Annotated in this window: 22 protein-coding genes; 13 read left to right on the top strand and 9 right to left on the bottom strand. The window is 73.8% G+C overall.

Annotated elements, in window-relative coordinates:
* Positions 1-135: 135 nt before the first annotated feature.
* Complete coding sequence (locus ABEB07_RS37105) at positions 136-1,191, bottom strand: branched-chain amino acid aminotransferase (RefSeq protein WP_345672460.1); 1,056 nt, start codon at positions 1,189-1,191, stop codon at positions 136-138.
* Positions 1,192-1,526: 335 nt separating this feature from the next.
* Here ABEB07_RS37105 and ABEB07_RS37100 point away from each other — a divergent pair, with 335 nt between their 5' ends.
* The 4 genes from ABEB07_RS37100 to ABEB07_RS37085 are packed head-to-tail and all read left to right on the top strand — an operon-like array spanning position 1,527 to position 5,617.
* Positions 1,527-2,498: a thioesterase II family protein gene (locus tag ABEB07_RS37100; protein ID WP_345672459.1), complete on the top strand. Its 972-nt coding sequence runs from the start codon at positions 1,527-1,529 to the stop codon at positions 2,496-2,498.
* Entirely contained in the window at positions 2,495-2,779 is a 285-nt protein-coding gene (locus ABEB07_RS37095) for a phosphopantetheine-binding protein (protein ID WP_164583958.1), read from the top strand. The genes ABEB07_RS37100 and ABEB07_RS37095 overlap by 4 nt, the downstream gene beginning before the upstream one ends.
* Entirely contained in the window at positions 2,776-4,383 is a 1,608-nt protein-coding gene (locus ABEB07_RS37090) for an amino acid adenylation domain-containing protein (RefSeq protein ID WP_345672458.1), read from the top strand. The genes ABEB07_RS37095 and ABEB07_RS37090 overlap by 4 nt, the downstream gene beginning before the upstream one ends.
* Positions 4,328-5,617 carry a condensation domain-containing protein gene (locus ABEB07_RS37085; RefSeq protein ID WP_345672457.1) on the top strand — a complete coding sequence of 430 codons (1,290 nt, stop codon included), beginning with the start codon at positions 4,328-4,330 and terminating at the stop codon, positions 5,615-5,617. Before ABEB07_RS37090 ends, ABEB07_RS37085 begins: the two co-directional genes overlap by 56 nt.
* A gap of 66 nt (positions 5,618-5,683) precedes the next feature.
* Here ABEB07_RS37085 and ABEB07_RS37080 read toward each other — a convergent pair whose 3' ends face one another.
* From ABEB07_RS37080 to ABEB07_RS37070, 3 genes are all read right to left on the bottom strand, one after another.
* On the bottom strand, positions 5,684-6,091 hold the full coding sequence (locus tag ABEB07_RS37080) for an STAS domain-containing protein (RefSeq protein ID WP_345672456.1): 408 nt from the start codon (positions 6,089-6,091) through the stop codon (positions 5,684-5,686).
* Positions 6,092-6,182: 91 nt separating this feature from the next.
* Positions 6,183-6,941: an IclR family transcriptional regulator gene (locus ABEB07_RS37075; protein WP_176150036.1), complete on the bottom strand. Its 759-nt coding sequence runs from the start codon at positions 6,939-6,941 to the stop codon at positions 6,183-6,185.
* Between the two features lie 61 nt (positions 6,942-7,002).
* Complete coding sequence (locus tag ABEB07_RS37070; protein ID WP_345672455.1) at positions 7,003-8,499, bottom strand: MFS transporter; 1,497 nt, start codon at positions 8,497-8,499, stop codon at positions 7,003-7,005.
* A 99-nt stretch (positions 8,500-8,598) separates the two neighbouring features.
* Between ABEB07_RS37070 and ABEB07_RS37065 the strand changes: the two genes are divergently transcribed.
* The 3 genes from ABEB07_RS37065 to ABEB07_RS37055 all read left to right on the top strand — a co-directional run bounded on the left by ABEB07_RS37065 (position 8,599) and on the right by ABEB07_RS37055 (position 11,927).
* Positions 8,599-9,279 (top strand): TetR/AcrR family transcriptional regulator, encoded by a 681-nt coding sequence (locus tag ABEB07_RS37065; protein ID WP_345672454.1) that lies wholly within the window; start codon positions 8,599-8,601, stop codon positions 9,277-9,279.
* A 122-nt stretch (positions 9,280-9,401) separates the two neighbouring features.
* Positions 9,402-9,947, top strand: coding sequence for a hypothetical protein (locus ABEB07_RS37060; protein ID WP_345672453.1), 546 nt, complete (start codon positions 9,402-9,404; stop codon positions 9,945-9,947).
* Positions 9,948-10,106: 159 nt separating this feature from the next.
* A complete protein-coding gene (locus ABEB07_RS37055; RefSeq protein WP_345672452.1) occupies positions 10,107-11,927 on the top strand; it encodes a phosphatidylglycerol lysyltransferase domain-containing protein in 1,821 nt (606 codons plus the stop codon).
* A gap of 62 nt (positions 11,928-11,989) precedes the next feature.
* Here ABEB07_RS37055 and ABEB07_RS37050 read toward each other — a convergent pair whose 3' ends face one another.
* The 4 genes from ABEB07_RS37050 to ABEB07_RS37035 form a co-directional block, all read right to left on the bottom strand.
* A complete protein-coding gene (locus ABEB07_RS37050) occupies positions 11,990-13,513 on the bottom strand; it encodes a sensor histidine kinase (RefSeq protein WP_345672451.1) in 1,524 nt (507 codons plus the stop codon).
* Positions 13,514-14,239 (bottom strand): response regulator transcription factor, encoded by a 726-nt coding sequence (locus tag ABEB07_RS37045; protein WP_176150033.1) that lies wholly within the window; start codon positions 14,237-14,239, stop codon positions 13,514-13,516.
* Positions 14,240-14,427: 188 nt separating this feature from the next.
* A complete protein-coding gene (locus ABEB07_RS37040; protein WP_345672450.1) occupies positions 14,428-15,036 on the bottom strand; it encodes a CE1759 family FMN reductase in 609 nt (202 codons plus the stop codon).
* On the bottom strand, positions 15,033-16,154 hold the full coding sequence (locus ABEB07_RS37035; protein ID WP_176150031.1) for an LLM class flavin-dependent oxidoreductase: 1,122 nt from the start codon (positions 16,152-16,154) through the stop codon (positions 15,033-15,035). The genes ABEB07_RS37040 and ABEB07_RS37035 overlap by 4 nt, the downstream gene beginning before the upstream one ends.
* A gap of 174 nt (positions 16,155-16,328) precedes the next feature.
* Between ABEB07_RS37035 and ABEB07_RS37030 the strand changes: the two genes are divergently transcribed.
* From ABEB07_RS37030 to ABEB07_RS37020, 3 genes are read left to right on the top strand one after another with little or no spacing between them, the layout of a single operon-like run.
* Positions 16,329-16,670: a YnfA family protein gene (locus ABEB07_RS37030; RefSeq protein ID WP_345672448.1), complete on the top strand. Its 342-nt coding sequence runs from the start codon at positions 16,329-16,331 to the stop codon at positions 16,668-16,670.
* A gap of 57 nt (positions 16,671-16,727) precedes the next feature.
* Positions 16,728-17,504, top strand: a complete 777-nt coding sequence (locus tag ABEB07_RS37025) for an SDR family NAD(P)-dependent oxidoreductase (RefSeq protein WP_164583344.1) — start codon at positions 16,728-16,730, stop codon at positions 17,502-17,504.
* Positions 17,501-17,692: a hypothetical protein gene (locus tag ABEB07_RS37020; RefSeq protein ID WP_345672447.1), complete on the top strand. Its 192-nt coding sequence runs from the start codon at positions 17,501-17,503 to the stop codon at positions 17,690-17,692. Before ABEB07_RS37025 ends, ABEB07_RS37020 begins: the two co-directional genes overlap by 4 nt.
* 70 nt (positions 17,693-17,762) lie before the next feature.
* On the opposite strand, the gene ABEB07_RS37015 is transcribed toward ABEB07_RS37020, so the two are convergent.
* Positions 17,763-18,956 carry an RtcB family protein gene (locus ABEB07_RS37015; protein ID WP_345672446.1) on the bottom strand — a complete coding sequence of 398 codons (1,194 nt, stop codon included), beginning with the start codon at positions 18,954-18,956 and terminating at the stop codon, positions 17,763-17,765.
* Between the two features lie 196 nt (positions 18,957-19,152).
* Between ABEB07_RS37015 and ABEB07_RS37010 the strand changes: the two genes are divergently transcribed.
* The 3 genes from ABEB07_RS37010 to ABEB07_RS37000 all read left to right on the top strand — a co-directional run.
* Positions 19,153-20,007 carry a DUF3558 domain-containing protein gene (locus ABEB07_RS37010; protein ID WP_345672445.1) on the top strand — a complete coding sequence of 285 codons (855 nt, stop codon included), beginning with the start codon at positions 19,153-19,155 and terminating at the stop codon, positions 20,005-20,007.
* Positions 20,008-20,149: 142 nt separating this feature from the next.
* Complete coding sequence (locus tag ABEB07_RS37005) at positions 20,150-21,082, top strand: DUF3558 family protein (protein ID WP_345672444.1); 933 nt, start codon at positions 20,150-20,152, stop codon at positions 21,080-21,082.
* A 148-nt stretch (positions 21,083-21,230) separates the two neighbouring features.
* Positions 21,231-21,996, top strand: a 766-nt coding sequence (locus ABEB07_RS37000) for a DUF2637 domain-containing protein (protein WP_345672442.1), incomplete at its 3' end; no start/stop codon positions are given.

Below are 21,996 nucleotides of genomic sequence, written 5' to 3'. Positions count from 1 at the left end.
GGGCGGGCGTGGGTGACGCGTGCGGTCGCGGCGGAGGCGACCGCCGGGTGTGCGGTCCGAGGGTGCGGCCGGGGATGTGGTCCGAAGGCGTGGTCGGGAGGTGTGGCCGGGTGGTGTGGTCGAGGGCGCGGTCGGCTAGTCGATCCGGTGCAGCCAGTGGGACACGTCGGGCAGGCGGCCGTGCTGGGCGTCGAGCAGCGCGGTGCGCAGCGCGGCCGTCACCGGACCCTCGTTCCCGGTGCCGACGGTGAAGGCGCCGTCGCCGTCCCGGACGCGGCCGATCGGGGTGACCGTCGCGGCGGTACCGCAGGCGAAGGTCTCGGTGATGGCGCCGCTGCGGCATCCCTCCCGCCAGTCGTCGACCGAGACGGGCCGTTCCCGCACCTCGTAGCCGGCCCGGGCGGCCAGGGCGAGCAGGGTGTCGCGGGTGATGCCGGGCAGGAAGTTGCCGGTGAGACGGGGGGTGACGAGCGCGCCGTCCACCACGAAGAACAGGTTCATGGCGCCCAGTTCCTCCACCCAGCGCCGCTCGTCCGGGTCGAGCCAGACCACCTGCTGGCAGCCGGCCTCCCGCGCGCGGCGCTGGGTGAGCAGGGTCGGGGCGTAGTTCGCGGCGCACTTCACGTCGCCGGTGCCGCCGGGCAGGGCCCGGGCGTGGTCGCGGGCGATCATCACCGTCACCGGGCCGGCCCCGTCGCCGAAGTATCCGGCGGCCACGAACGCCATGAGCACGAACGTGAACTCCGTGGCCTCCCGCATGAGCAGGTTGACCTCGCTGGCGAACATCAGCGGCCGCACATACAGCGCGTGCTGCGGGTTGTCGGTGAGCCACGGCGCGTCGGCCCGCACCAGGAGGTCGAGGGCCGTCATGAACAGCTCGTCGGGCAGGACCGGCATGGCCAGCCGGGCCGCCGAGCGGGCGAAGCGGGCCGCGTTGTCCCGCGGGCGGAAGACGGCGACGCCGCCGTCCTGCTGGACGAAGGCCTTGAGTCCCTCGAACACCGCCTGCCCGTAGTGCAGGGCACTGGTGCCGGGATGCAGGGACAGCTCTCGCAGGGGGCCGAGGGCGAGGTCCTGCCAGCCGGTGTCGGCGGACCAGCGCGCCGTCACCAGGTGGTCGGTGAAGGCGGTGCCGTGGCCCGGATCGGCCAGATACCTGCTGGATGGTTCGGCGGTGGTCGACACGGTCATGGGGTGCTCCCAGCATGCGTGGTGAGGTGGCAGCGGTGCTGACGGCGGCCGGAGAGGGCCGTCGGAGTCGTCGTCCCCTCGGCCCGGGCCGATCGGACGGACGACAGCGCCAGGGCGGTGGCCCGGGGCGTTGGCCAAGGCGGTGGACCAAGGCGGTGCGCCAGGGCCGCGGACCAGGGCGGCGGAGGCCGGTCGCCGGCCCCGGTACCTCGGCATGATGCGGGAACCGCGCAGCACTGTCACCTCTTGTGCCCCTCCCCGCAACGTCCATAGCATCGCTGCGCGTTGAGCCTCGCCCGGTGCGGGGACCGCGCCCCGGGCGAGGGCGCCGCGAGATGCGCGGCTGCCGCGCTTCGGCCCGTCGGCATCCCGTCGAAGAGGCCGTCGGGGACACCCGGGACACCGACACCTCGGACACCTCGGACGCCGAGGACACCGACGACACCGACGACACCGACGACACCGACGACACCGACGACACCGACGAGAAGAGGAGCGATCGGATGCGGCGAACGGCCTGGTTCCCGTTCCCCGGGCGCTCCGCCGGGGGCGTCGAGCTGCTGTGCCTGCCGCACGCCGGTGCGGGCGCTTCCGCCTACCGCGCGTGGGCCACGGGCCTGGAGCACTCCGGAGTGACGGCGTGCCCGGTGCAGCCGCCCGGCCGTGAGCGACGGCGCGACGAGCCGCCGTTCACCGACGTACGGCCGCTGGCCCGCGCCCTCGCCGACGAGATCGCCGAGGTGATCACGGGGCCGTTCGCCCTCTTCGGCCACAGCACGGGCGCGCTCTGCGCCTTCGAGACGGCGCGGCAGCTCCGTCGCATCGGCGGTCCGCGGCCGGCGCACCTGTTCGTGTCGGGCAGACCCGCGCCGCACCTGCCGCTGGACCGGCACGACCTGGCGGGCATGAGCCTGCCGGAACTGACCGAGACGCTGCGCCGACTCGGCGGCACCCCCGAGAGCGTCCTGTCCCAGCAGGGCCTGCTGGCCGCCCTCCAGCCGGTGCTGGCGGCGGACTTCTCGGTCAACGAGGTCTACGACCACCGGACGGAGCCCGCCCTCGACATCCCGATCACCGCCTTCGCCGGCGAGCAGGACGGCGGGGCGGGGCCCCGGGACACGGCGGCCTGGGCCGAGCACACCACGCGGTCGTTCCGGCTCCACGTTCTGGAGGGCGGCCACTTCGCCGTGTTCGCCCACGCGGAGCGGGTGCACGCCCTGGTGGCCGAGGCGCTCGCGGACTGCGTCTCGCCGGCCCGCGGATCGGCCGGCCACGTCGACACACAACAAGAGGAGTTGAGCCGGTGAACGGTATCCGGGAAGAGGTCGTGGACTCCGCGTTCGAGGCTCCGGCCGACGGTCTGGAGCAGGTCGTCGCAGCGATCGTCGCCGACGTGCTGTCCTTCGACCGGGTGGGCCGGTCCGACAGCTTCTACGACCTCGGCGGCACGTCCCTCCAGGCGATACGGATCTGCGCCCGGATCGAGCAGCGGACGGGCCGCACGGCGTATCCCGAATGGCTCTTCACCCACGATGTCCTGTCGGAGTTCGTGGCCCACCTGGAGTCCGAGGGCGAGGACGGCCGGTGAGCGAGGACACGCCGCTCATCCACACGGCGTTCCGCGCGCACGCACGGAGCCGGCCGGAGGCGACGGCCCTGCGCCACCGCGACGTCGTCCTCACCTACGCCGCCCTCGACCGGATCTCGGACGCCCTGGCGGCGCGGCTGTCCGAGCGGGGGGTGGGGCCCGGCCGGATCGTGCCCCTGCTGCTGTCCCGGGCGCCGCACCAGGTGGCGGTGGAACTCGCGGTGCTCAAGTGCGGCGCCGCCTACGCCAACATCGATCCGGCCTGGCCGGCCGGACGTGTCGGCGCCGTACTGGAGCAGGTCTCGGCCCGCCTGGTGGTGACCGAGGGCGGCCGCGAGGTGGGCCCGTACCCGGTCTTCGAGGTCGCGGACGTGGCCCACGTGGCCGCCGACGCGCCGGAGTTCGCCTCGGCGCCGCAGTCGGGCGACGACCCCGCGATGATCTTCTTCACCTCCGGCACCACCGGCACGCCGAAGGGCGTGGTCGTGCCGCACCGCGCGGTGACCCGGATGTTCCGGCCGGGCGGCCTGCCCGGCTTCGGCCCCGGGCACGTCTCGCCGCAGGCGGCCGCGCCCATGTGGGACATGCACGCCTACGACGTGTGGGGGCAGCTCACCAGCGGCGGCGCCGTCGCGATGTTCCCGCGGACACCGGTGCTCCCCGGCATGCTGCGCGAGCAGGTCCGCACCGCGGGCGTGGACACCATGTTCCTCACGTCCTCGCTGTTCAACCTCTTCGTCGACGAGGATCTGGAGTGCTTCGACGGCGTCCGGCAGCTGATCGTGGGCGGCGAGAAGCTGTCGCCCCACCACATCCGCGCCGTGCTGGAGCGCTTCCCCGAGACCGACCTGCGCAACGGCTACGGCCCCGCCGAGAACTGCATGCTGACCACCACCCATGTGATCACCCCCGCCGACTGCGCCGCCCCGGAGGGCATCCCCGTCGGCCGGCCGGTGCCCGGCACCGAGGTGTACGTCCTGGACGAGGACGGCCGTCCGTGCCGGACGGGGCAGCTCGGCGAGGTCGTCGCCGCCGGGAACGGTCTGGCGGTCGGCTACCTCGGGCACGACGGGCTGACCGCCGAGAAGTTCCCGACCGTCACCGTCGAGGGCCGGCCGGTCCGCGTCTACCGCACGGGCGACCTCGGCTTCTTCGACGCGAGCGGGACCCTGCACTTCCGCGGCCGCCTCGACCGGCAGGTCAAGGTGGGCGGCGTCCGGATCGAGCCGGCCGAGATCGAGTTCGCCGCCCGGGAGCTGGCGGGCGTGCGGGACTGCGTCGTGCTGCCGCTGACCGAGCCCGGCGAGCAGGTGGCCGGCCTCGCCCTGTGCTACGCCGCCTCGGCGGACGGGCCGGACGAGCGCGCGATGCGGGCAGAGCTGCTGCGCCGGCTCCCGGCGAACATGGTGCCGCACGTGCTGCGCCGGCTGGAGCACTTCCCGCTCACCCAGAACGGCAAGGTGGACCAGGCCGAGCTGCGCCGCGTCGTCGCCTCGCCCCGGCCCCGTACCCGGCCTCCCGGCCGCGCCGGAGAGGAGGGCGGTGTCCGTGACCGTGCGCACGTATCCCATGACGTACGAGCAGGAGGCGATCTGGCTGGATGAGATGGTGCGCGGCGGCGCCTCCCCGTACCTGGAGTCCTGGGTCCTGGAACTGCGCGGAGACGTCGACCGGGACGCCGTCCGCCGGGCCTTCGCGACGCTGGTGGCCCGCCACGACGCGCTGCGCAGCCGGTTCGTCCTGGCCGGCGAGGAGCCCGCGCAGATCGTGGAGCCGGCCGCCGGGGACCCCGAGATCTCGTCCCCGGCCTGCTCGCCGGGGACGGTGGACCGGGCGTTGCGGGACTTCGTGAGCCGTCCGATGGACCTCTCCGCCGGGGCCTGGCGCGCCGCGCTGTTCGAGCCGGAGGCGGAGACCGTGCTGCTCGCGGTGCAGGTGCACCACGTCGTCGTCGACGACTGGGCCCTGCACACCCTGGAGCGGGAGTTCGTCGAGCTGTACGGCGCCGCCGTCGAGGGGCGCCGCCCCGATCTGGGACCGGTGCTCCTTCAGCCCGGTCCGTTCGCGCGGCAGCAGCGGGCGGCGGCGCGCGACGACGCGGCCTGGGCCTACTGGCAGCAGGCCCTGGGGAGCCTGCCCGACACGGTGGCGACGGCCGTGCCCGGCGACGCGGCATCCGACGCCGGCCGCGCTCCGCTGGGCAGACGCGTCGCGTTCCCCGAGGAGCCCGGTTCGGGCCGGCGCCTGCGCGCGCTGTGCCGGACGCTGCGGGCCACCCCGTTCGCGGTGCTGACGGCGGCCGCCGCGGCGCAGCTGCACCGCGCCACCGGGGCGCCCGAACTCGTGGTGGGCGTGCCGGTGAGCGGGCGCGGGGACGGGGCGAGCGACGGGATGGTCGCCCCGCTGCTGAAGGTGCTGCCGCTGCGGCTGCGGGTCGACGCCGGTCAGCCCTTCGCCGCACTCGTGCGCCAGGTGAGGACACGGACCCTGGAGGCGGTGCGGCACCGCGCGATCGTTCCCGCGGACCTCGCCCGGCTCAGCCGCCGGCGCGGAACGCCGGGGTCGCTGCGCCTCGCCCGCACGCTGGTCGTGGTCGACGAGGCTACCGACCAGCGGCACGCGCTGCCCGGGGCCACCGCGCGCCGGCGCTACGTGGAGAGCGGCACGAGCAAGGCGGACCTCTGCTACACCTTCCTGATCGGGGACGAGGTCCGCGGCATGCTGGACTGCGCGGCCGGCCGGTACTCCGGCGCGGCGGGGCGGGACCTGGTCGACTCGTTCCGGGAACTCCTGGCGTCGTTCGCCGAGGACGGGCAGCGGCCCGTCTCCCCGCGCTGAAGCGGCCCGCCGCCGCCTGCCCGTGCTCGGCGGTGTCCACGGGTGCTCGGCGGTGTCCACCGATGCTCAGTGATGGACGTGCGGCCAGCCCTCCAGGCCGCTGCCCCGGGGGGCGCGGCGGGTCGCTTCCGCGGGGGTGCGGTAGAAGGTGTAGACCGTGCGCAGGCCGCCGATCGAGAAGACCCGCAGGATGCGGGGGTCCGCGCAGGTCAGCAGCAGGGAGCCGCCGTGCGGGCGGAGGCGCTTGGTGAGCGCGACGATCGTGCCGAGGCCCATCGAGTCCAGGAACGTCACCCCGCACAGGTCGAGGACGAAGTGCCGGTGTCCCTCGTCCATGAGGCGGACGACGGCCGCGCGGATGCCGGGGGCGGAACAGACGTCCACCTCTCCGGTGACGCTGACGACCGTCCAGCCGTTCGCCGTACGGTGTCCGAGGGTGTCGTTCTCCGGGTTGAACCGTGTGGGGGTCCGCACTCTTCGCCCTCTGCCTCTCTCGCCGCCCGCCCCTGGTGTCTGGTTTGTCCAGTGAACGGTTTTCCGGGCGCACGCCGCAAGGGCGCGGGTTTCAGATAGTGAGCGACAGGCCCCTGGTCACCCGGTTCGCCGCCGCCAGCAGCCGTACCGAGGCGTCCGAGATCTTCGAGGCGCGGCCCGCCCGGAGCGAGACGCCCAGCGAGCCCAGGGTCTCCCCCCGGTACACGGGCACCGCGACGCAGACCACGCCGAGGGAGTACTCCTCCAGGTCGGTGACGGCCGGGGCGTCGGACGCCGCCGCCAGCCGGCTCAGCAGCTCGTCGCGGCGGGTGACCGTACGGGGCGTGAGGTCCGCCAGGGTGTGCCGGGACAGGTACTCCTCGCGCCCCTCCTCGTCCAGCTCGCGCAGCACGCACTTGCCCAGCGCGGTCGCGTGGCCCGCGTCCTCGAACCCCACCCACAGCTCCGCGCGCGGCGCCCGCGGTCCGTCCACGATCTCCGCCACCCGTATCTCGCCGTCCTCGTAGAAGGTGAGGTACGCCGCCGCGGACAGGTCGTCGCGCAGCGCGCCCAGCATCGGGCGGACCCTGCTGATCAGCGCCTGTTCCCTGCTGACGTGGTGCAGCGAGCCCAGCTTCTCGCCGAGCACGAACGAGCCGTCCTCCAGCTTTCGCACGTAGCCGTCGTGCGCCAGGGTCCGCAGCAGGTGGTACGCCGTCGCCGGGGCCAGCCCCGTCTCCCGCGCCAGCTGCTTGGCCGGTGCGCCGCCCTCATGGGCCCCGACCGCCTCCATCAGCCGGAACGCCCGCTGCACGGACGTGATGAGGGTGGGGCCCTCACGCGCGCTCATATCTCCACGGTGCGCGCCCCCGCCCGGCACGGCAAGCCCCCGCCGCCGCCGCGCCGCCGCCTCACGCGCCGGACGGCGCGCGCCGCCCGCGCAGGAAGACCGCGGCGATCAGGACGCCCACCAGGACCAGGGCGGCGTTGACCGCGACGGCCACCGTGACGCCGTGCAGGACGGCGCCCGCGGTCGCCGCTCCGGCCGTGGCGGTGACGACCGCCGACATGACCGGGGTGCCCAGGGTGATGCCGATCTGCTGGGACATGGTGGCCAGGCCGGTCGCCAGGCCCTGTTCGCGGTCCGGCAGGCCGGAGGTGGCGGTGACCATGAAGCCGACGATCACGAGCATGTTGCCCACGCCGCCGAAGAACGTGGCCGGCAGCAGCAGCCACATCCAGCCCGCGCCCGTGCCGAGCAGCAGCAGTACGGCCGTGAACACCGTCTGGATCAGACCGCCGGCGACCAGCGCGGTGAGCGTGGAGCGGCGGGCGATCACCCGGGGGGCGAGCAGCCCGCCCGCCACGGTGCCCAGGCCCAGCACGCCGAAGGAGACGCCCGCGGTCAGCGCGGAGAAGCCGAGCGTCTTCTGCATGTAGAGGGTGAGCAGGTACACGAGCGAGGTTTCGGTGACGAAGGCCAGCACCCCGAGGACGTTGCCCCACGCCACGCTCGGCCGGCGCAGCACGTGCGGCGGAACCAGCGGCTGGGCGACCCGGCGTTCCACGAACCCGAACACGGCCAGCAGTACGGCGCCGGCGAGCAGGCCGGTCAGGGCGAGGGCGTCGGTCCAGCCGTGCTCACCGGCGCGGGTGAGGCCGTAGACGATGCCGAGCAGTCCCAGGGTGACGCTCAGCGCGCCGGGCAGGTCGAGGCGCGGGCGGTGCGCGGGCCGCGACTCCTTGATCACGGCGGGGGCGACGAGCAGGACGGCGAGGGCGACCGGGACGTTGACGAAGAAGGACCAGCGCCAGGAGAGCAGGTCGGTCAGGACGCCGCCCAGGACCGCGCCGGTGGTGAACCCGGCCGACATCAGCGCGCCGTTCAGACCGAGCGCCTTCTCCCGCAGCGGCCCCTCGGGGAAGGAGGTGGTGAGCAGGGACAGGCCCGCCGGAGTGACGGCGGCGGTGGCCAGGCCCTGGGCGATCCGGGCGGCGATCAGCACGGTGGGCGAGGTGGCGAGGCCGCCGGCGAGGGACGCCGCCCCGAGGACGGCGAGGCCGGCGAGGAAGATCCGCTTACGGCCGATCAGGTCGCCGATCCGGCCGAAGAAGAGCGTGAAGCCGGCCGCGCACAGCGCGAAGGAGGTGGCGATCCACTGGAGTCCGCCCAGGGAGAAGCCGAGTCCGTCGCCGATCTCGGGCAGGGCGACGTTCAGGATCGAGAAGTCGACGGCCAGCATGAACTGCGCGACCAGGAGAACGGCGAGGATCAGCCGCAGCCGACCGGTGAGCCGCTGGTCGGGGGAGGTGGCGGGGGTGGGGGTCGTGGAGGTGGCGGGGGTGGAGGCGGTGGTGGCCGGGTCGGCCGGGGTGGCGCCCGTGGGCGTCGGGGTTGCCGTTGACATGGCGGATGTGCCTTTCGGAAGCGCAAATGGGTCTCTGGTTCCGTTACAGTGAGGACCGTAGCACCGGAAGCGACGTAATGGAACGGGAGTACCGATTAGATGCCCGACACAGTGCCTGACGCAGTGCCCGACGCCCCCGTACCCGCCCCCTCCTCCTCGGCCGCGCCTTCCTCGGCCGACCCCTCCTCCTCCGCGCCCGGCACCGTGCGCCCCGGCGGCCGTACCGCGCGGGTGCGCGAGGCCGTGCTCGGCGCGGCCGGGGACGTGCTGGCCGAAGCGGGCTTCGAAGGGCTCGACCTCGCCGACATCGCCCGCCGTGCCGGAGTCGGCAAGACCACCGTCTACCGCCGCTGGGGCACCCCCGCCGCGCTCGCCGCCGACCTGCTGGAGGACATGGCCGAGCAGTCCCTGCCGCGCGCCCGCACCGGCAGCCTGGAGGAGGATCTGCGCGCCAACGCCCGCCTCGTCGCCGGCACCCTCACCGACCCCCGGCAGGGCAGGCTGTTCCGCGCGCTGATCGCGGCCTCGCTGTGCGACCCGCAGACCGCCGAGGCACTGCACCGCTTCTACGCCGTACGGGTCAAGGAGTGGTCCGGGTGTGTCACCGACGCCGTCGCCCGCGGCGAACTGCCCGCGGGGACCGACGCCGGCGCGGTGGTGAGCGCGGTCTCGGCGCCGCTCTACTACGGCCTGCTCACCACCGGCGCGCCGCTCGACGAGGCCGCCGCCGACCGCGCCGCCTCGGCCGCCCTCGCCGCCGCCCGGGCGGGCGTGTACTGACCGCTCGGCACGGCTTCGCCGGCGCCGCGGCGCGCCCGTCCGGCGGTGGCCGGTTTCGTTCGTGAGCGCGGCACTACGTACTGTAGGGAACCGCTGGCATCCACACGGTCGACGGGGGAAGCATGCAGGAAGCGCATTGTCCGGGGCCCGCTGCCGGGAGCGGCGCGAGGTCCGGCGGCGGCCACGAGGAAGGGGCCGAGGGTCCGCTCGGCCCGACGGTCGCCGTGCTCGTGGTGAGCCTGACGATCGCGGCCGTCGGGGCGTACCAGCTGTGCGGGTTCGGGCTGCACATCCTCAATCCGCGGCCGCGGCTGTTCAACAACGGCTTCGCCACCGCCGGGGTCATCGTCGCCACGATGGCGGCGGGCGCGGCGGTGGGGAACCTGGTGTGGCTGCTGACGGCGTCCCGCAGACACCCGGTCCGCACCGCGCCCGCCGAGCAGACCCCGCCCTCCGGCCCTCCCACGCCGCCCCGCGCCGCGGTCGGCACACCCGAGGACCCGGCCACCGCGGGTACGGCCACCGCAGGTACGGCCACCGCCGAGCCGCCGGCCGATACGTCGGCAGCCGACACACCGGCAGCCGCCGCCCCCGCTCCCGGCATCCCCACCACCCCCACCACCCCCACCGACCCCGCACACCCCTCCGGTCCCGCCCCGGCCGGGTAAACCGCTCCGCCCCCGTTCCTTACCTTCGCCCGCGAGAGTGGGAGCGGTGGTCCGGCCGGGCGTACGGCGGACCACGCGTCCGGCACCGCTCGCCGCACGCACCCTCATCCCATCGGACCCGCCGGTTTCACCGGCCCGCTTCGAGGTGACGTGTCACCCATGCCCGCACAACAGTCGCTCTCCGTCCCCCCGCAGCGCGACACCCGCGCCGCCACCCGCCCCTCCCCCGGCCCCCGGCTGCGGGCGCGGGCCGCCTCGGCCACCGTCTGGTACCTGCGGCTGCTCGCGGTGCTGAACATCGTCGCCGTGCTCTCCCTGCCGTTCCGCGAGGAGGTGCACGAGCACAACGCGGGTGAGTTCTTCACCCCGTACCTGGCCACCGCCGGCCTGGTCTCGGCGGCGCTCGCGCTGTTCCTGGCCACGGTGATGCGCCGCCGCAAACGCGCCGCCTGGGTCTTCAACCTCCTCCTGGCCGGCCCCCTGTTCCTCCTCTACGTCGCCGCGCTGACCCAGGACCGGTTCGCCGACCACCCCTTCAACTGGGTCTCCGCCGCGCTGACCGGCCTGTTCGTCGCCGCGCTGCTCGTCGGCCGGCGCGAGTTCAACGCCATCGGCGACCGCTCCAACCCCCGGCTGGCCCTCGTCGTCGGCGCGATCGGCGTCCTCGTCAGCTGCGGCCTGGGCACCTGGCTGGTCGGCGCCACGAACAAGGAGCCCGGCGCCGCCGCCCTCTCCGACAAGATCGCCTACACCCTGCTGCGCGGCATCAGCGTCGGCCCGCTCGCCGACCACATTCCCGCCGTGCACGCCCCGCGCTGGGTGGACATCACCATCAACGTCCTGATGGCGGCCACCTTCCTCCTCGTCCTGTACGCCTGCTTCCGCGCGCCGCGCGGCCGCGCCCTGCTCACCGCCGAGGACGAGAAGCGGCTGCGCGAACTGCTCGACAAGCACGGCGACCGCGACTCCCTCGGCTACTTCGCCCTGCGCCGCGACAAGGCCGCCCTCTTCTCCCCCACCGGCAAGGCCGCCGTCACCTACCGCGTCGTGGGCGGCGTCAGCCTCGCCTCCGGCGACCCCATCGGCGACCTGGAGGCCTGGCCCGGCGCGATCGACGCCTGGCTGGACGAGGCCCGCCGGCACGCCTGGACGCCCGCCGTCATGGGCGCGAGCGAGGAGGCCGGCACCGTCTACGCCCGGCACGGCCTCGACGCCCTCGAACTGGGGGACGAAGCCATCGTCGAGGTCGCCGACTTCAGCCTCGACGGCCGCGCCATGCGCGTCGTACGGCAAGCCCACAACCGGGTCCGCCGGGCCGGCTACACCGTCACCGTCCGCCGCCACGAGGACATCCCCGACGAGGAGATGGCCCGGCTGGTCGACCGCGCCGACCACTGGCGCGACGGCGCCACCGAACGCGGCTTCTCCATGGCGCTGGGCCGCCTCGGCGACCCGGCCGACGGCCGCTGCGTGATGCTGGAGTGCCGGGACGCCGACGGGGTGCCGCGCGCGCTGCTCAGCTTCGTGCCGTGGGGCGAGCAGGGGCTCTCGCTGGACCTGATGCGCCGGGACCGCGACTCCGAGAACGGCCTGATGGAGTTCATGGTGGTTGAGCTGCTGCTGCGCGCCGGGGAGATCGGCGTACGGCGGGTCTCGCTCAACTTCGCGATGTTCCGCTCGGTCTTCGAGCGCGGCGCGCGGCTCGGCGCCGGGCCGGTGCTGCGGCTGTGGCGCTCGGTGCTCACCTTCTTCTCCCGCTGGTGGCAGATCGAGTCCCTGTACCGCGCCAACGCCAAGTACCGGCCGGTGTGGGAGCCGCGGTTCCTGCTGTTCGCCAAGAGCGCCGACATCCCACGCATCGGCCTCGCCAGCGCCCGCGCCGAGGGCTTCCTCACCCCGCCCGCGTTGCCGTCGTTCAGCCGCCGCAAGGACCAGTCGGCGCCGGCCGCCGACGGCCCGGCGACCGGTTCCGGACACTGAGGGACGACCTCTGACGAAGGGGGGCGGTGCGGGGCGGCCGGCCCCCACCGCACCGCTCCTCTTCAGCTCCCCCCGCGCCCCTCCTGCGGGCCGCCCCGCTCATGCCCGTGCCCGTGGCCGTGCCCACGCTCGTGCCCGTAGCCATGCCCGAGCCCGTGCCCGCGCTCCCGTTCGCGCTCCGCGCCCACCGTGAAGCCGATCACCGCACCGCCGCCCGGGCGGCGGGCGGCGAACGGCGCGCCCTCGTGCGCCGTCGCCACCTCCCGCACGATGGACAGGCCGAGGCCCGAGCCGGGCAGCGAGCGCGCGTCGGCGGCGCGGTAGAAGCGGTCGAAGACGCGGAGCAGGTCGACCTCGGCGATGCCGGGCCCGCGGTCGAGGACCTCCACGCGCACGGTGCCGGGCCTTGCCGGTCCGGAGACGGCGATCTCGATCGGCGCCGTGCCGCCCCGGTCGAACTTCGCGGCGTTCTCGACCAGGTTGGACAGGGCCCGCTGGAGCATGCCCGGCCGGCCGTCGACGGTCGTGTCGCCGCTCGCGCGCACCACGATGTCCCGTCCGGTGCGGCGGCGGGCGAGTCCGGCCACGTCCTCGGCGATGTCGGCGACGTCGACCCGCTGCGGGGGCTCGGAGTCGGACTGGCCGGCCGCGAGGTCGACCAGCTCGTTGACCAGGTCGGTGAGTTCGCGCGCCTCCTGGGTGAGGTCGGCGACCAGTTCCTCGCGGGAGGCGGGCGGCAGTTCGTCGATGCGGCGCAGCAGCGAGATGTTGGTGCGCAGCGAGGTGAGCGGGGTGCGCAGTTCGTGGCCCGCGTCCTGGACCAGGCGGCGCTGGTCCTCCTCGGACTGGGCGAGCCGGCCCAGCATCCGGTCGAAGGAGCGGCCGAGGCGGCCCACCTCGTCGTAGCCGGTGACGGGGACGTCGACGCCGAGCCGCCGGGTGCGGGCGACGTCCTCGGCGGCGGCGGTCAGGATGCGCAGCCGCCGGGTGATGCGGCGGGCCAGCCACCAGCCGCACAGTCCGGCCGCGGTGACGACGGCGCCCATCAGGATCAGCGTGCGCTGCTGGAGCGCGCGCAGCAGGTCCTCGGTGTCGCTGAACTCCTGGGCGACCTGCACGGCGCCGCGGCCGTCGCCGAGCGCGACGGTGGCGACGCGGTAGACGTCGTCGGCGACCGCCACGTCCTGGTACTCGACGGTCCGGCCGGCCGTGGCGGCGGCCGCCACGGTCCGGTCGTCCTCGGTGACGGGCAGCGGGGGGCTGCCGTGGTCCACGATCTGGCCCTGGGGGCCGAGCACCTGCACATCGGTGCGGCTGGGCCGGACGACCTCGTGTCCGGGGCGGGAGGAGGAGAAGTCCTGCGGGGTGCGGTCGTAGCGCCGTACCTCGTCCTGGACGTCCTGGACGACCTGGGTGAACACGGACTGCTGGTCCACCCGCACCAGCCGGGCGGCGGAGTTGTACGACAGGATGCCGACGAGGACGGTGACGGCGGCGGTCACCAGGGCGAACGTCACCGCGAACGTGGTCCGCAGCGAGGAGAGACCCGGCCGCGGCCGGTCCAGCAGCCGCGCGAGGCGGCCCACTCAGTCCTCCCGCAGCACGTAACCCACGCCGCGGACGGTGTGGATCAGCTGCGGCGCGCCCGGCTCGTCGAGCTTGCGGCGCAGGTAGCCGACGTAGACCGCGAGGTTCTTGGAGCCGGGGCCGAAGTCGTAGCCCCAGATGCGGTCGTAGATGGTGGAGTGGTCGAGGACTATGCCGGCGTTGCGGACCAGCAGTTCGAGGAGTTCGAACTCGGTGCGGGTCAGTTCCAGCTCGCGGCCGCCGCGCCAGACCCGGCGGGCCTGGAGGTCCATGCGGATGCCGGCCGCCTCGACGGTCTGCCGCTCGGGCAGCTGCGGCTCCCTGGCCGGTACGTCCTCGGCGGCGCCGGTGGCGGCGGGGCTGGTGCGGCGCAGCAGGGCGCGCAGCCGGGCGAAGACCTCCTCGACGTCGAACGGCTTGACGACGTAGTCATCGGCGCCGGCGTCCAGCCCGGCGATCCGGTCGGCGGTCTCCACCAGGGCGGTGAGCATGAGGATCGGGGTGCGGTCGCCCTCGGCGCGCAGCACCCGGCAGACCTGGAGCCCGTCGATCCCGGGCATCATCACGTCCAGGACGAGGATGTCCGGCGGGTTGCGGTGGGCCTGGGCGAGTGCCTCGACGCCGTCGGCGACCGCCGTCACCTCGTAGCCCTCCAGGGTCAGCGCCCGTTCCAGGGCGTGGCGGATGGCGCGGTCGTCTTCGGCGAGCAGCACAGTCTGGGGCACCGGTCCAGTCTGCCAAGGCCAGGGCGGCGCGAGACGGGGCGGGCGGCCCGGGGGCCGCCCTTTTTACCCGGCTCTCACCGTGTCGGCGGCACCCCCGGCCGCCTGCCCGCGTCGGTGGTGCGGTACGCGGCCGCCAGCGGCGTACCGGGTGCGTGGCCGTCAACGCCGTACCGCCGGGTGCGCGGCCGTCAGTCGCGCAGTGCGGCCAGTTGTTCCGCGAACGGCACCACCGTGAAGCCGCCGGCCTCCGGGCGGGCCGCCGGGACCCGGCCGGACAGGCCCGCCGTCAGCGCCGCCAGTTCCCCGGCGGCCCGCTCGACGCGCTCGGGCAGCCCCTCCGCGCCCCAGTCCTCGGAGGCGGCGTAGACGCCGGTGGGCGCGACCACGGCCCGCAGGTGGGCGAACAGCGGCCGCAGGGCGTGGTCGAGCACCAGCGAGTGGCGCGCGGTGCCGCCGGTCGCGGCGATCAGCACCGGCGTGCCGGCCAGCGCGTCCTTGTCCCACGCTCCGAGCACGTCGAAGAAGGACTTGAACAGTCCGCTGTACGACGCGGAGAACACCGGAGTGACGACGATGAGTCCGGCCGCCCCGGTCACCGCGTCCAGCGCGTCGGCCAGGGCCGGGCCGGGGAAACCGCTGGTGAGGTGGTGCGCGATCTCGACGGCGAGGTCGCGCAGCTCGATCACCCGGACCTCCGCGCCGGTGTGCGCGGCGGTCGCGGCGGCCAGCCGGTCGCCCAGCAGCCGGGTGGAGGACGGGACGCTCAGCCCCGCCGACACGACGACGAGCTCGTTCATACGGTGCTCACCTCCGCCTTCTCGTCACTCTTCTTCTCGTCACCCTTCGCCCGAGCGGCCAGCAGGGACGCGTGGGTGGGGGCGTCCGGCACGTTCGCCGGGCGGTTCTTCGCGAACTCCTCGCGCAGCACCGGCACGACCTGCTCGCCGAGGAGGTCGAGCTGTTCGAGGACGGTCTTCAGCGGCAGTCCCGCGTGGTCCATCAGGAACAGCTGGCGCTGGTAGTCGCCGGCGTACTCGCGGAAGGACAGCGTCTTGTCGATCACCTGCTGCGGGGAGCCGACGGTCAGCGGCGTCTGGGCGGTGAAGTCCTCCAGGGAGGGGCCGTGGCCGTAGACCGGGGCGTTGTCGAAGTAGGGGCGGAACTCGCGCACCGCGTCCTGGCTGTTCTTCCGCATGAACACCTGGCCGCCCAGGCCCACGATCGCCTGCTCGGGCGCGCCGTGCCCGTAGTGGGCCCAGCGGTTCCGGTACAGCTCGATCATGCGCTTGGTGTGGTCGGCGGGCCAGAAGATGTTGTTGTGGAAGAAGCCGTCGCCGTAGTACGCGGCCTGCTCGGCGATCTCCGGGGACCGGATGGAGCCGTGCCAGACGAACGGCGGCACGCCGTCCAGCGGGCGCGGCGTGGACGTGAAGCCCTGGAGCGGGGTGCGGAACTTGCCCTCCCAGTCCACGACGTCCTCGCGCCACAGCCGGTGCAGCAGGGCGTAGTTCTCGATGGCGAGGTTGATGCCCTGGCGGATGTCCTTGCCGAACCAGGGGTAGACCGGCCCGGTGTTGCCGCGGCCCGTCATCAGGTCCACCCGGCCGTCCGCGAGCTGCTGGAGCATCGCGAAGTCCTCGGCGATCTTCACCGGGTCGTTGGTGGTGATGAGGGTGGTCGAGGTGGACAGGACCAGCCGCTCGGTGCGGGCGGCTATGTAGCCGAGCAGGGTGGTCGGCGAGGACGGCACGAACGGCGGGTTGTGGTGCTCGCCGGTGGCGAAGACGTCGAGCCCGACCTCCTCGGCCTTCAGCGCGATGGCGACCATGGCCTTGACGCGCTCGCGCTCGGTCGGGGTCCGGCCGGTGGTGGGGTCCGGCGTGACGTCGCCGACGCTGAAGATCCCGAACTGCATGGTCGCTCACCTTCCAGGTGGTTGACTGTTCAACTACACCTTCTGGAACCACGCACCCCCCGGAGGTATTCCGCCCCTCCCCGAGCCCCGGCCCACGGCGCCCGAGCCCCGGCCCGGGGCGCCCGAGCGCCGACGCCCGCCTCCCCCCGCAGCGCCGCGTGCGAAGCTGCCCCCATGCCGTTCGTCCTGCGCTCCGCCGCCCTCTTCGTCGTCGCCGCCCTGTTCGAGATCGGCGGGGCCTGGCTGGTCTGGCAGGGGGTGCGCGAGCACCGCGGCTGGCTGTGGGCGGCCGGCGGCGTCCTCGCCCTCGGCGCGTACGGCTTCGTCGCCACCTTCCAGCCCGACGCGCACTTCGGCCGCATCCTCGCCGCCTACGGCGGCATCTTCGTCGCCGGTTCGATCCTGTGGGGCATGGTCGCCGACGGCTACCGCCCCGACCGGTGGGACGTGAGCGGCGCGCTGGTGTGCCTGGCCGGCATGGCGCTCATCATGTGGGCGCCGAGGAACGGCGGCTGAGGTTCCCCTAGGCTGGTCGCAGCCAAGCGTTCGAACATCCACGAGCAGGAGCAGCCCATGGCCACCGCCGCACCGTCCGCCGCCTCCCGCATCGCCGTCGTCACCGGTGCGAGCAGCGGCATCGGCGCCGCCACGGCACGGCAGCTCGCCGCCGCCGGTTACCGGGTGGTGCTGACCGCGCGCCGCAAGGACCGCATCGAGGCGCTCGCCGAGGAGATCACCGCGGCCGGCCACTCCGCCACGGCCTACCCGCTGGACGTCACCGACCGCACGGCCGTCGACGAGTTCGCCTCCGCCTTCGAGACCGTCGGCGTCCTGGTCAACAACGCGGGCGGAGCGCTCGGCGCCGACCCCGTCGCCACCGGCGACCCGGCCGACTGGCGCACGATGTACGAGACGAACGTCATCGGCACCCTGAACCTCACCCAGGCCCTGCTGCCCAAGCTGACCGCGAGCGGCGACGGCACGGTGGTCGTCGTCTCCTCCACCGCCGCCCACAGCACCTACGAGGGCGGCGCGGGCTACGTCGCCGCCAAGCACGGCGCCCACGTGCTCGCCGAGACGCTGCGCCTGGAGATCGTCGGGCAGCCGGTCCGGGTCGTCGAGATCGCGCCCGGCATGGTCAAGACCGAGGAGTTCGCGCTGACCCGCTTCGGCGGCGACCAGGACCGGGCGGCGAAGGTCTACGAGGGCGTCGCCGAGCCGCTGACCGCCGACGACGTCGCCGACACGATCGCCTGGGCCGTCACCCGCCCCAGCCACGTCAACATCGACCTCCTCGTCGTCCGCCCGCGCGCCCAGGCGTCCAACACGAAGCTGCACCGGGAACAGTGACGCCGCCGGCGCAGGACCCCGAGAACCCGGCCCCGGCGCCCCCGTCCCCGGACCGCACCGCCGAGCGCGAACGCCTCGCCCTGGAGAAGAAGCGCGAGCGCTACGTCTGGTACTACCTCGGCTACTTCCTCTTCGGCATCCACATCGTGGCGTTCGTGATGATCTTCGCGGTCCGCCACGCGAAGTAACCGGACACCGGGCGCCGGGCCCCCACCCGCCCCGGGCGGCCGGGCGCCGCACCCACGCGGCGCCCCGGCTTCACCCCTTCACGCACACCACCTGCTTCAGCTTCGCCACCACCTCGACGAGGTCCCGCTGCTGGTCGATGACCTGCTCGATCGGCTTGTAGGCGCCCGGGATCTCGTCGACCACGCCGGAGTCCTTGCGGCACTCCACGCCCTTGGTCTGCTCCTCCAGGTCCTTGGTGGAGAAGCGCCGCTTGGCGGCGTTGCGGCTCATGCGGCGGCCGGCGCCGTGCGAGGCGGAGTTGAAGGACTTCTCGTTGCCGAGGCCCTTGACGATGTACGAGCCGGTGCCCATGGAGCCGGGGATGATGCCGTGGTCGCCGGAGCCCGCGCGGATCGCGCCCTTGCGGGTGACCAGCAGGTCCACGCCGTCGTACCGCTCCTCGGCCACGTAGTTGTGGTGGCAGGAGATCTCCTGCTCGAAGACGGGTCTGGCCTTCTTGAACTCCTTGCGGACCACGTCCTTCAGGAGCGCCATCATCAGCGTGCGGTTGTACTTGGCGTACTCCTGCGCCCAGAACAGGTCGTTGCGGTAGGCGGCCATCTGCGGGGTGTCGGCGACGAAGACGGCGAGGTCGCGGTCGATCAGGTCCTGGTTGTGCGGGAGCATCTGGGCGACGCCGATGTGGTGCTCGGCGAGTTCCTTGCCGATGTTGCGGGAACCGGAGTGCAGCATCAGCCACACGGCGCCGCTCTCGTCCAGGCAGACCTCGATGAAGTGATTCCCCCCGCCCAGCGTCCCCATCTGCTTGACGGCCCGGTCGTGACGGAACCTCACCGCCTCGGCGACCCCGTCGAACCGCCCCCAGAAGCCGTCCCACCCGGAGGTGGGCAGGCCGTGCAGCCGGCCGGGCTCGACCGGGTCGTCGTGCATCCCGCGGCCCACCGGGATGGCCTGCTCGATCTTCGAGCGCAGCCGGGACAGGTCGCCGGGCAGGTCGTTCGCGGTCAGCGAGGTCCTGACCGCCGACATCCCGCAGCCGATGTCCACACCCACCGCCGCCGGGCACACCGCGCCCCGCATCGCGATGACCGAGCCGACCGTGGCGCCCTTGCCGTAGTGCACGTCGGGCATGACGGCGAGGCCCTCGATCCAGGGCAGCGTGGCGACGTTGCGCAGCTGCTGCAACGCCACGTCCTCGACCGACGCCGGGTCGGTCCACATCCGTATGGGGACCTTCGCCCCCGGCATCTCCACGTACGACATGACGTCCCCATTCCCCCGGAAAAAGTACAGAAGCCTCAGAAGGCGCGAATCGCAATGCCGGTGCCAGGGTCGACGAAACAGGACATCGGACCGGCGTCCACGGCAGTGCGTGCGATACACATTGTCTCCAGGAGACGCCCCCGCCCGGCAAGCGATTAACCAGCGGGGACCTAAGGAGACCGAGAGGAGCCTGCCCGTGCTGCGGAAGGCGTACGTAACCGGCGCGGCCACCGCCCTCGCGGCGCTGCTGCTGGCCGGCTGCACCGGCGGCGGATCGGACGGCGGCCGGGCGGACGACGCCAACCCGGACGGCTCCGGCACCGCCCAGGCCGCCGCCCAGCCGGGCAAGTACCGCACCCTCCCGGAGGCCTGCGGCGCGGTCGGCCAGAGCTCCCTGGACGCGTTGTTGCCCGGGATCAAGCAGCTCACGGACGTGGACCAGCGCGACAAGGCGTACGAGGGCGAGGCGACGCTCACCTACGACACCGACCGCAAGGTCGGCTGCCGCTGGAAGGTGGACGCCCCGGCCGCCACCGACCGCCTGCACGTCGACTTCGAGCGGGTCGTCTCCTACGACAACGCGGTCAGCGACGACAGCCAGGCCGAGTCGGTGTTCGCCGCCAAGCGGACCGCCGCGAACCTGCCCGCGCCCGCCCCCACCACGAACCCCACCCGGTCCGGCGCCGCCTCCGGCGCCCCCGGCGGCGCGCCCTCCTCCGGCGGGCCCACCCCCTCCGCCACCGGCTCCGCGTCCTCCGGCGCCTCCACCTCGTCGGACGCGTCGGCCGACACTTCCGCCGACCCCGCCGACCTCCAGCCGCGCCTGCTGGACGACCTCGGCGACGAGGCGTTCCTCGACGACACGCTCAGCAGCTCCGGTTCGACGGCCAAGCAGCGCACCGTGACTGTGGCGTTCCGCACGTCCAACGTGATCGTGACCATCGAGTACGAGGAGCAGCCGGCCTCGGTCGGAGTGCTCCCGGACAGCAAGGAAATGCAGGACAAGGCCCGGAATCTGGCGGCCCGTCTGGCCGACTCGCTGGGCGGTTGACGTCTGCCGCACGGCACTTGGCGCGGCCGGGCGGAGCGGGGGAAGCCGAACCACACAGCTGTTCCACCGCGTACCGTGGCCCCTCGGACCCGATCCCCGACCGCAGGAACCACGAGCCACCAGCGTCATGAGTGAAGGAACCATGCAGCGAGCAGCACAGCGAGCCCCGCACAGTCCGCGAGCGAAGCGCCTGAACCGTGTCCTTGTCGGCGCGGCGGCCGTCCCGGTGCTGTTCCTGGCCGCGGCCTGTTCCTCGGACTCCGGCTCCGACTCCGGCTCGGGCGCGAAGGCGAGCGCGTCGGCCGACGCCTCCGCCTCGGCGAGCCCGAGCGCGTCGCCGACGGTGCCGGCGGCGAAGTACGCCGAGTTGCCCGAGGCGTGCAAGGTGCTGTCCGGCAAGACGGTGGACGACCTGGTGCCGGGCGGCGCGAAGTCCGCCAAGAAGGGCGCCTCCAGCGACGCGTCCGCGCGGGCCACCTGCTCGTGGAACGGTCTGGACAACAACGGCGTCAAGGGCTCGCAGTACCGCTGGCTGAACGTGTCGCTGCTGCGCTTCGCGTCCGACACCTCGCGCGGCACGGGCGAGGAGCAGGCGCGGACGTACTTCCGCCAGCAGGTGCAGGACGCGCAGGCGGAGACCGGCGCGAAGGGCACGAAGACGCAGCCGGTGTCCGGGACGGGCGACGAGGCGACGCTGGTGCGCTACGAGCTGAAGAAGAAGGAAGGCGTCTTCAAGCAGCAGACGGTCGTGGCGCGGACGGCGAACGTGGTGGTCACCCTCGATTACAACGGCGCCGGTCTGGCCGGCGACAAGTCCCCGGACGCGGACGACCTGGTGAAGTCCGCCGAGAAGGCGGCCAAGGACGTGGTGGCCGCGGTGGCCAAGGCCAACGGGGAGGGCGGCGGCTCCTCGACGGGCTCCGCCTCGCCCTCGGCGTCGAAGTCGTCCGGCGCCTCGTCGTCCCCGTCCTCGTCGGCCGCCAGGGCGGGCGCCTCCAAGGGCGCGGACGACGCCTCGCCGTCGGCCGCGAAGTCGGCCTCGGTCTCCGCGTCGAAGTCCGCCGCCGACAGCTGACCGCCGCGCGCCGGGCACTGCCCGGCGGCGCGTCCGCGCGGCCGTACGGCGGCGCGGCACGGTGGCACATCCGGAACCGGACACGCGTTCCCCGGACGGATGTGCCACTCTGTTGCGCGCAACAACACGCAAGGGGAGGGGAGTACGAGTGGCCGCGCCACTGCAGCTGACTCGGATGCACCGGGTACTCATCGGCGTGGTCGTGACCGGCGCCGTGATCATCGCCGGAATCGGCTTCGCCGGTTCCTACGCGGCCGTGCGCGAGCTGGCCCTGAAGAAGGGCTTCGGGAACTTCGCCTACGTCTTCCCGGTCGGCATCGACGCGGGCATCTGCGTCCTGCTCGCCCTGGACCTGCTGCTGACCTGGATCCGCATCCCGTTCCCGCTGCTGCGCCAGACGGCGTGGGTGCTGACGGCGGCGACCATCGCGTTCAACGGCGCCGCCGCCTGGCCGGACCCGCTGGGCGTCGGCATGCACGCGGTGATCCCGGTGCTGTTCGTCGTCGCGGTCGAGGCCGCCCGGCACGCGGTGGGCCGGATCGCCGACATCACGGCCGACAAGCACATGGAGGGTGTCCGCATCACCCGCTGGCTGCTGTCGCCGCTGCCCACCTTCCTGCTGTGGCGCCGGATGAAGCTGTGGGAGCTGCGCTCCTACGACCAGGTCATCAAGCTGGAGCAGGAACGTCTCGTCTACCAGGCGCGGCTGCGTTCCCGGTTCGGCCGGGCCTGGCGGCGCAAGGCGCCGGTGGAGTCGCTGATGCCGCTGCGGCTGGCCCGCTACGGCGTGCCGCTGGCCGAGACCGCCCCGGCCGGCCTGGCCGCGGCGGGCATCGAGCCCGCGCTGCTGCCGCCGGCCCCGCAGGCCGAGGTGACCGCGCCGGCCCGCGCGGCCGTGCCCGGCCCGCGCCGGC

It is taken from the genome of Streptomyces similanensis, from assembly GCF_039543625.1.
Lineage (GTDB): Bacteria > Actinomycetota > Actinomycetes > Streptomycetales > Streptomycetaceae > Streptomyces > Streptomyces similanensis.
This window is presented reverse-complemented; position numbering and strand designations above follow the sequence as displayed.

Bases quoted from the DNA above. Each gene is read 5' to 3' on its own strand.
- ABEB07_RS37070 (WP_345672455.1), bottom strand. From the start codon at position 8,499: ATGTCAACGGCAACCCCGACGCCCACGGGCGCCACCCCGGCCGACCCG.
- ABEB07_RS37015 (WP_345672446.1), bottom strand. From the start codon at position 18,956: ATGTCGTACGTGGAGATGCCGGGGGCGAAGGTCCCCATACGGATGTGG.
- ABEB07_RS37105 (WP_345672460.1), bottom strand. From the start codon at position 1,191: ATGACCGTGTCGACCACCGCCGAACCATCCAGCAGGTATCTGGCCGAT.
- ABEB07_RS37055 (WP_345672452.1), top strand. From the start codon at position 10,107: ATGCCCGCACAACAGTCGCTCTCCGTCCCCCCGCAGCGCGACACCCGC.
- ABEB07_RS37040 (WP_345672450.1), bottom strand. From the start codon at position 15,036: ATGAACGAGCTCGTCGTCGTGTCGGCGGGGCTGAGCGTCCCGTCCTCC.
- ABEB07_RS37075 (WP_176150036.1), bottom strand. From the start codon at position 6,941: ATGAGCGCGCGTGAGGGCCCCACCCTCATCACGTCCGTGCAGCGGGCG.
- ABEB07_RS37005 (WP_345672444.1), top strand. From the start codon at position 20,150: ATGCAGCGAGCAGCACAGCGAGCCCCGCACAGTCCGCGAGCGAAGCGC.
- ABEB07_RS37065 (WP_345672454.1), top strand. From the start codon at position 8,599: ATGCCCGACACAGTGCCTGACGCAGTGCCCGACGCCCCCGTACCCGCC.
- ABEB07_RS37030 (WP_345672448.1), top strand. From the start codon at position 16,329: ATGCCGTTCGTCCTGCGCTCCGCCGCCCTCTTCGTCGTCGCCGCCCTG.
- ABEB07_RS37060 (WP_345672453.1), top strand. From the start codon at position 9,402: ATGCAGGAAGCGCATTGTCCGGGGCCCGCTGCCGGGAGCGGCGCGAGG.
- ABEB07_RS37100 (WP_345672459.1), top strand. From the start codon at position 1,527: ATGCGCGGCTGCCGCGCTTCGGCCCGTCGGCATCCCGTCGAAGAGGCC.
- ABEB07_RS37035 (WP_176150031.1), bottom strand. From the start codon at position 16,154: ATGCAGTTCGGGATCTTCAGCGTCGGCGACGTCACGCCGGACCCCACC.
- ABEB07_RS37025 (WP_164583344.1), top strand. From the start codon at position 16,728: ATGGCCACCGCCGCACCGTCCGCCGCCTCCCGCATCGCCGTCGTCACC.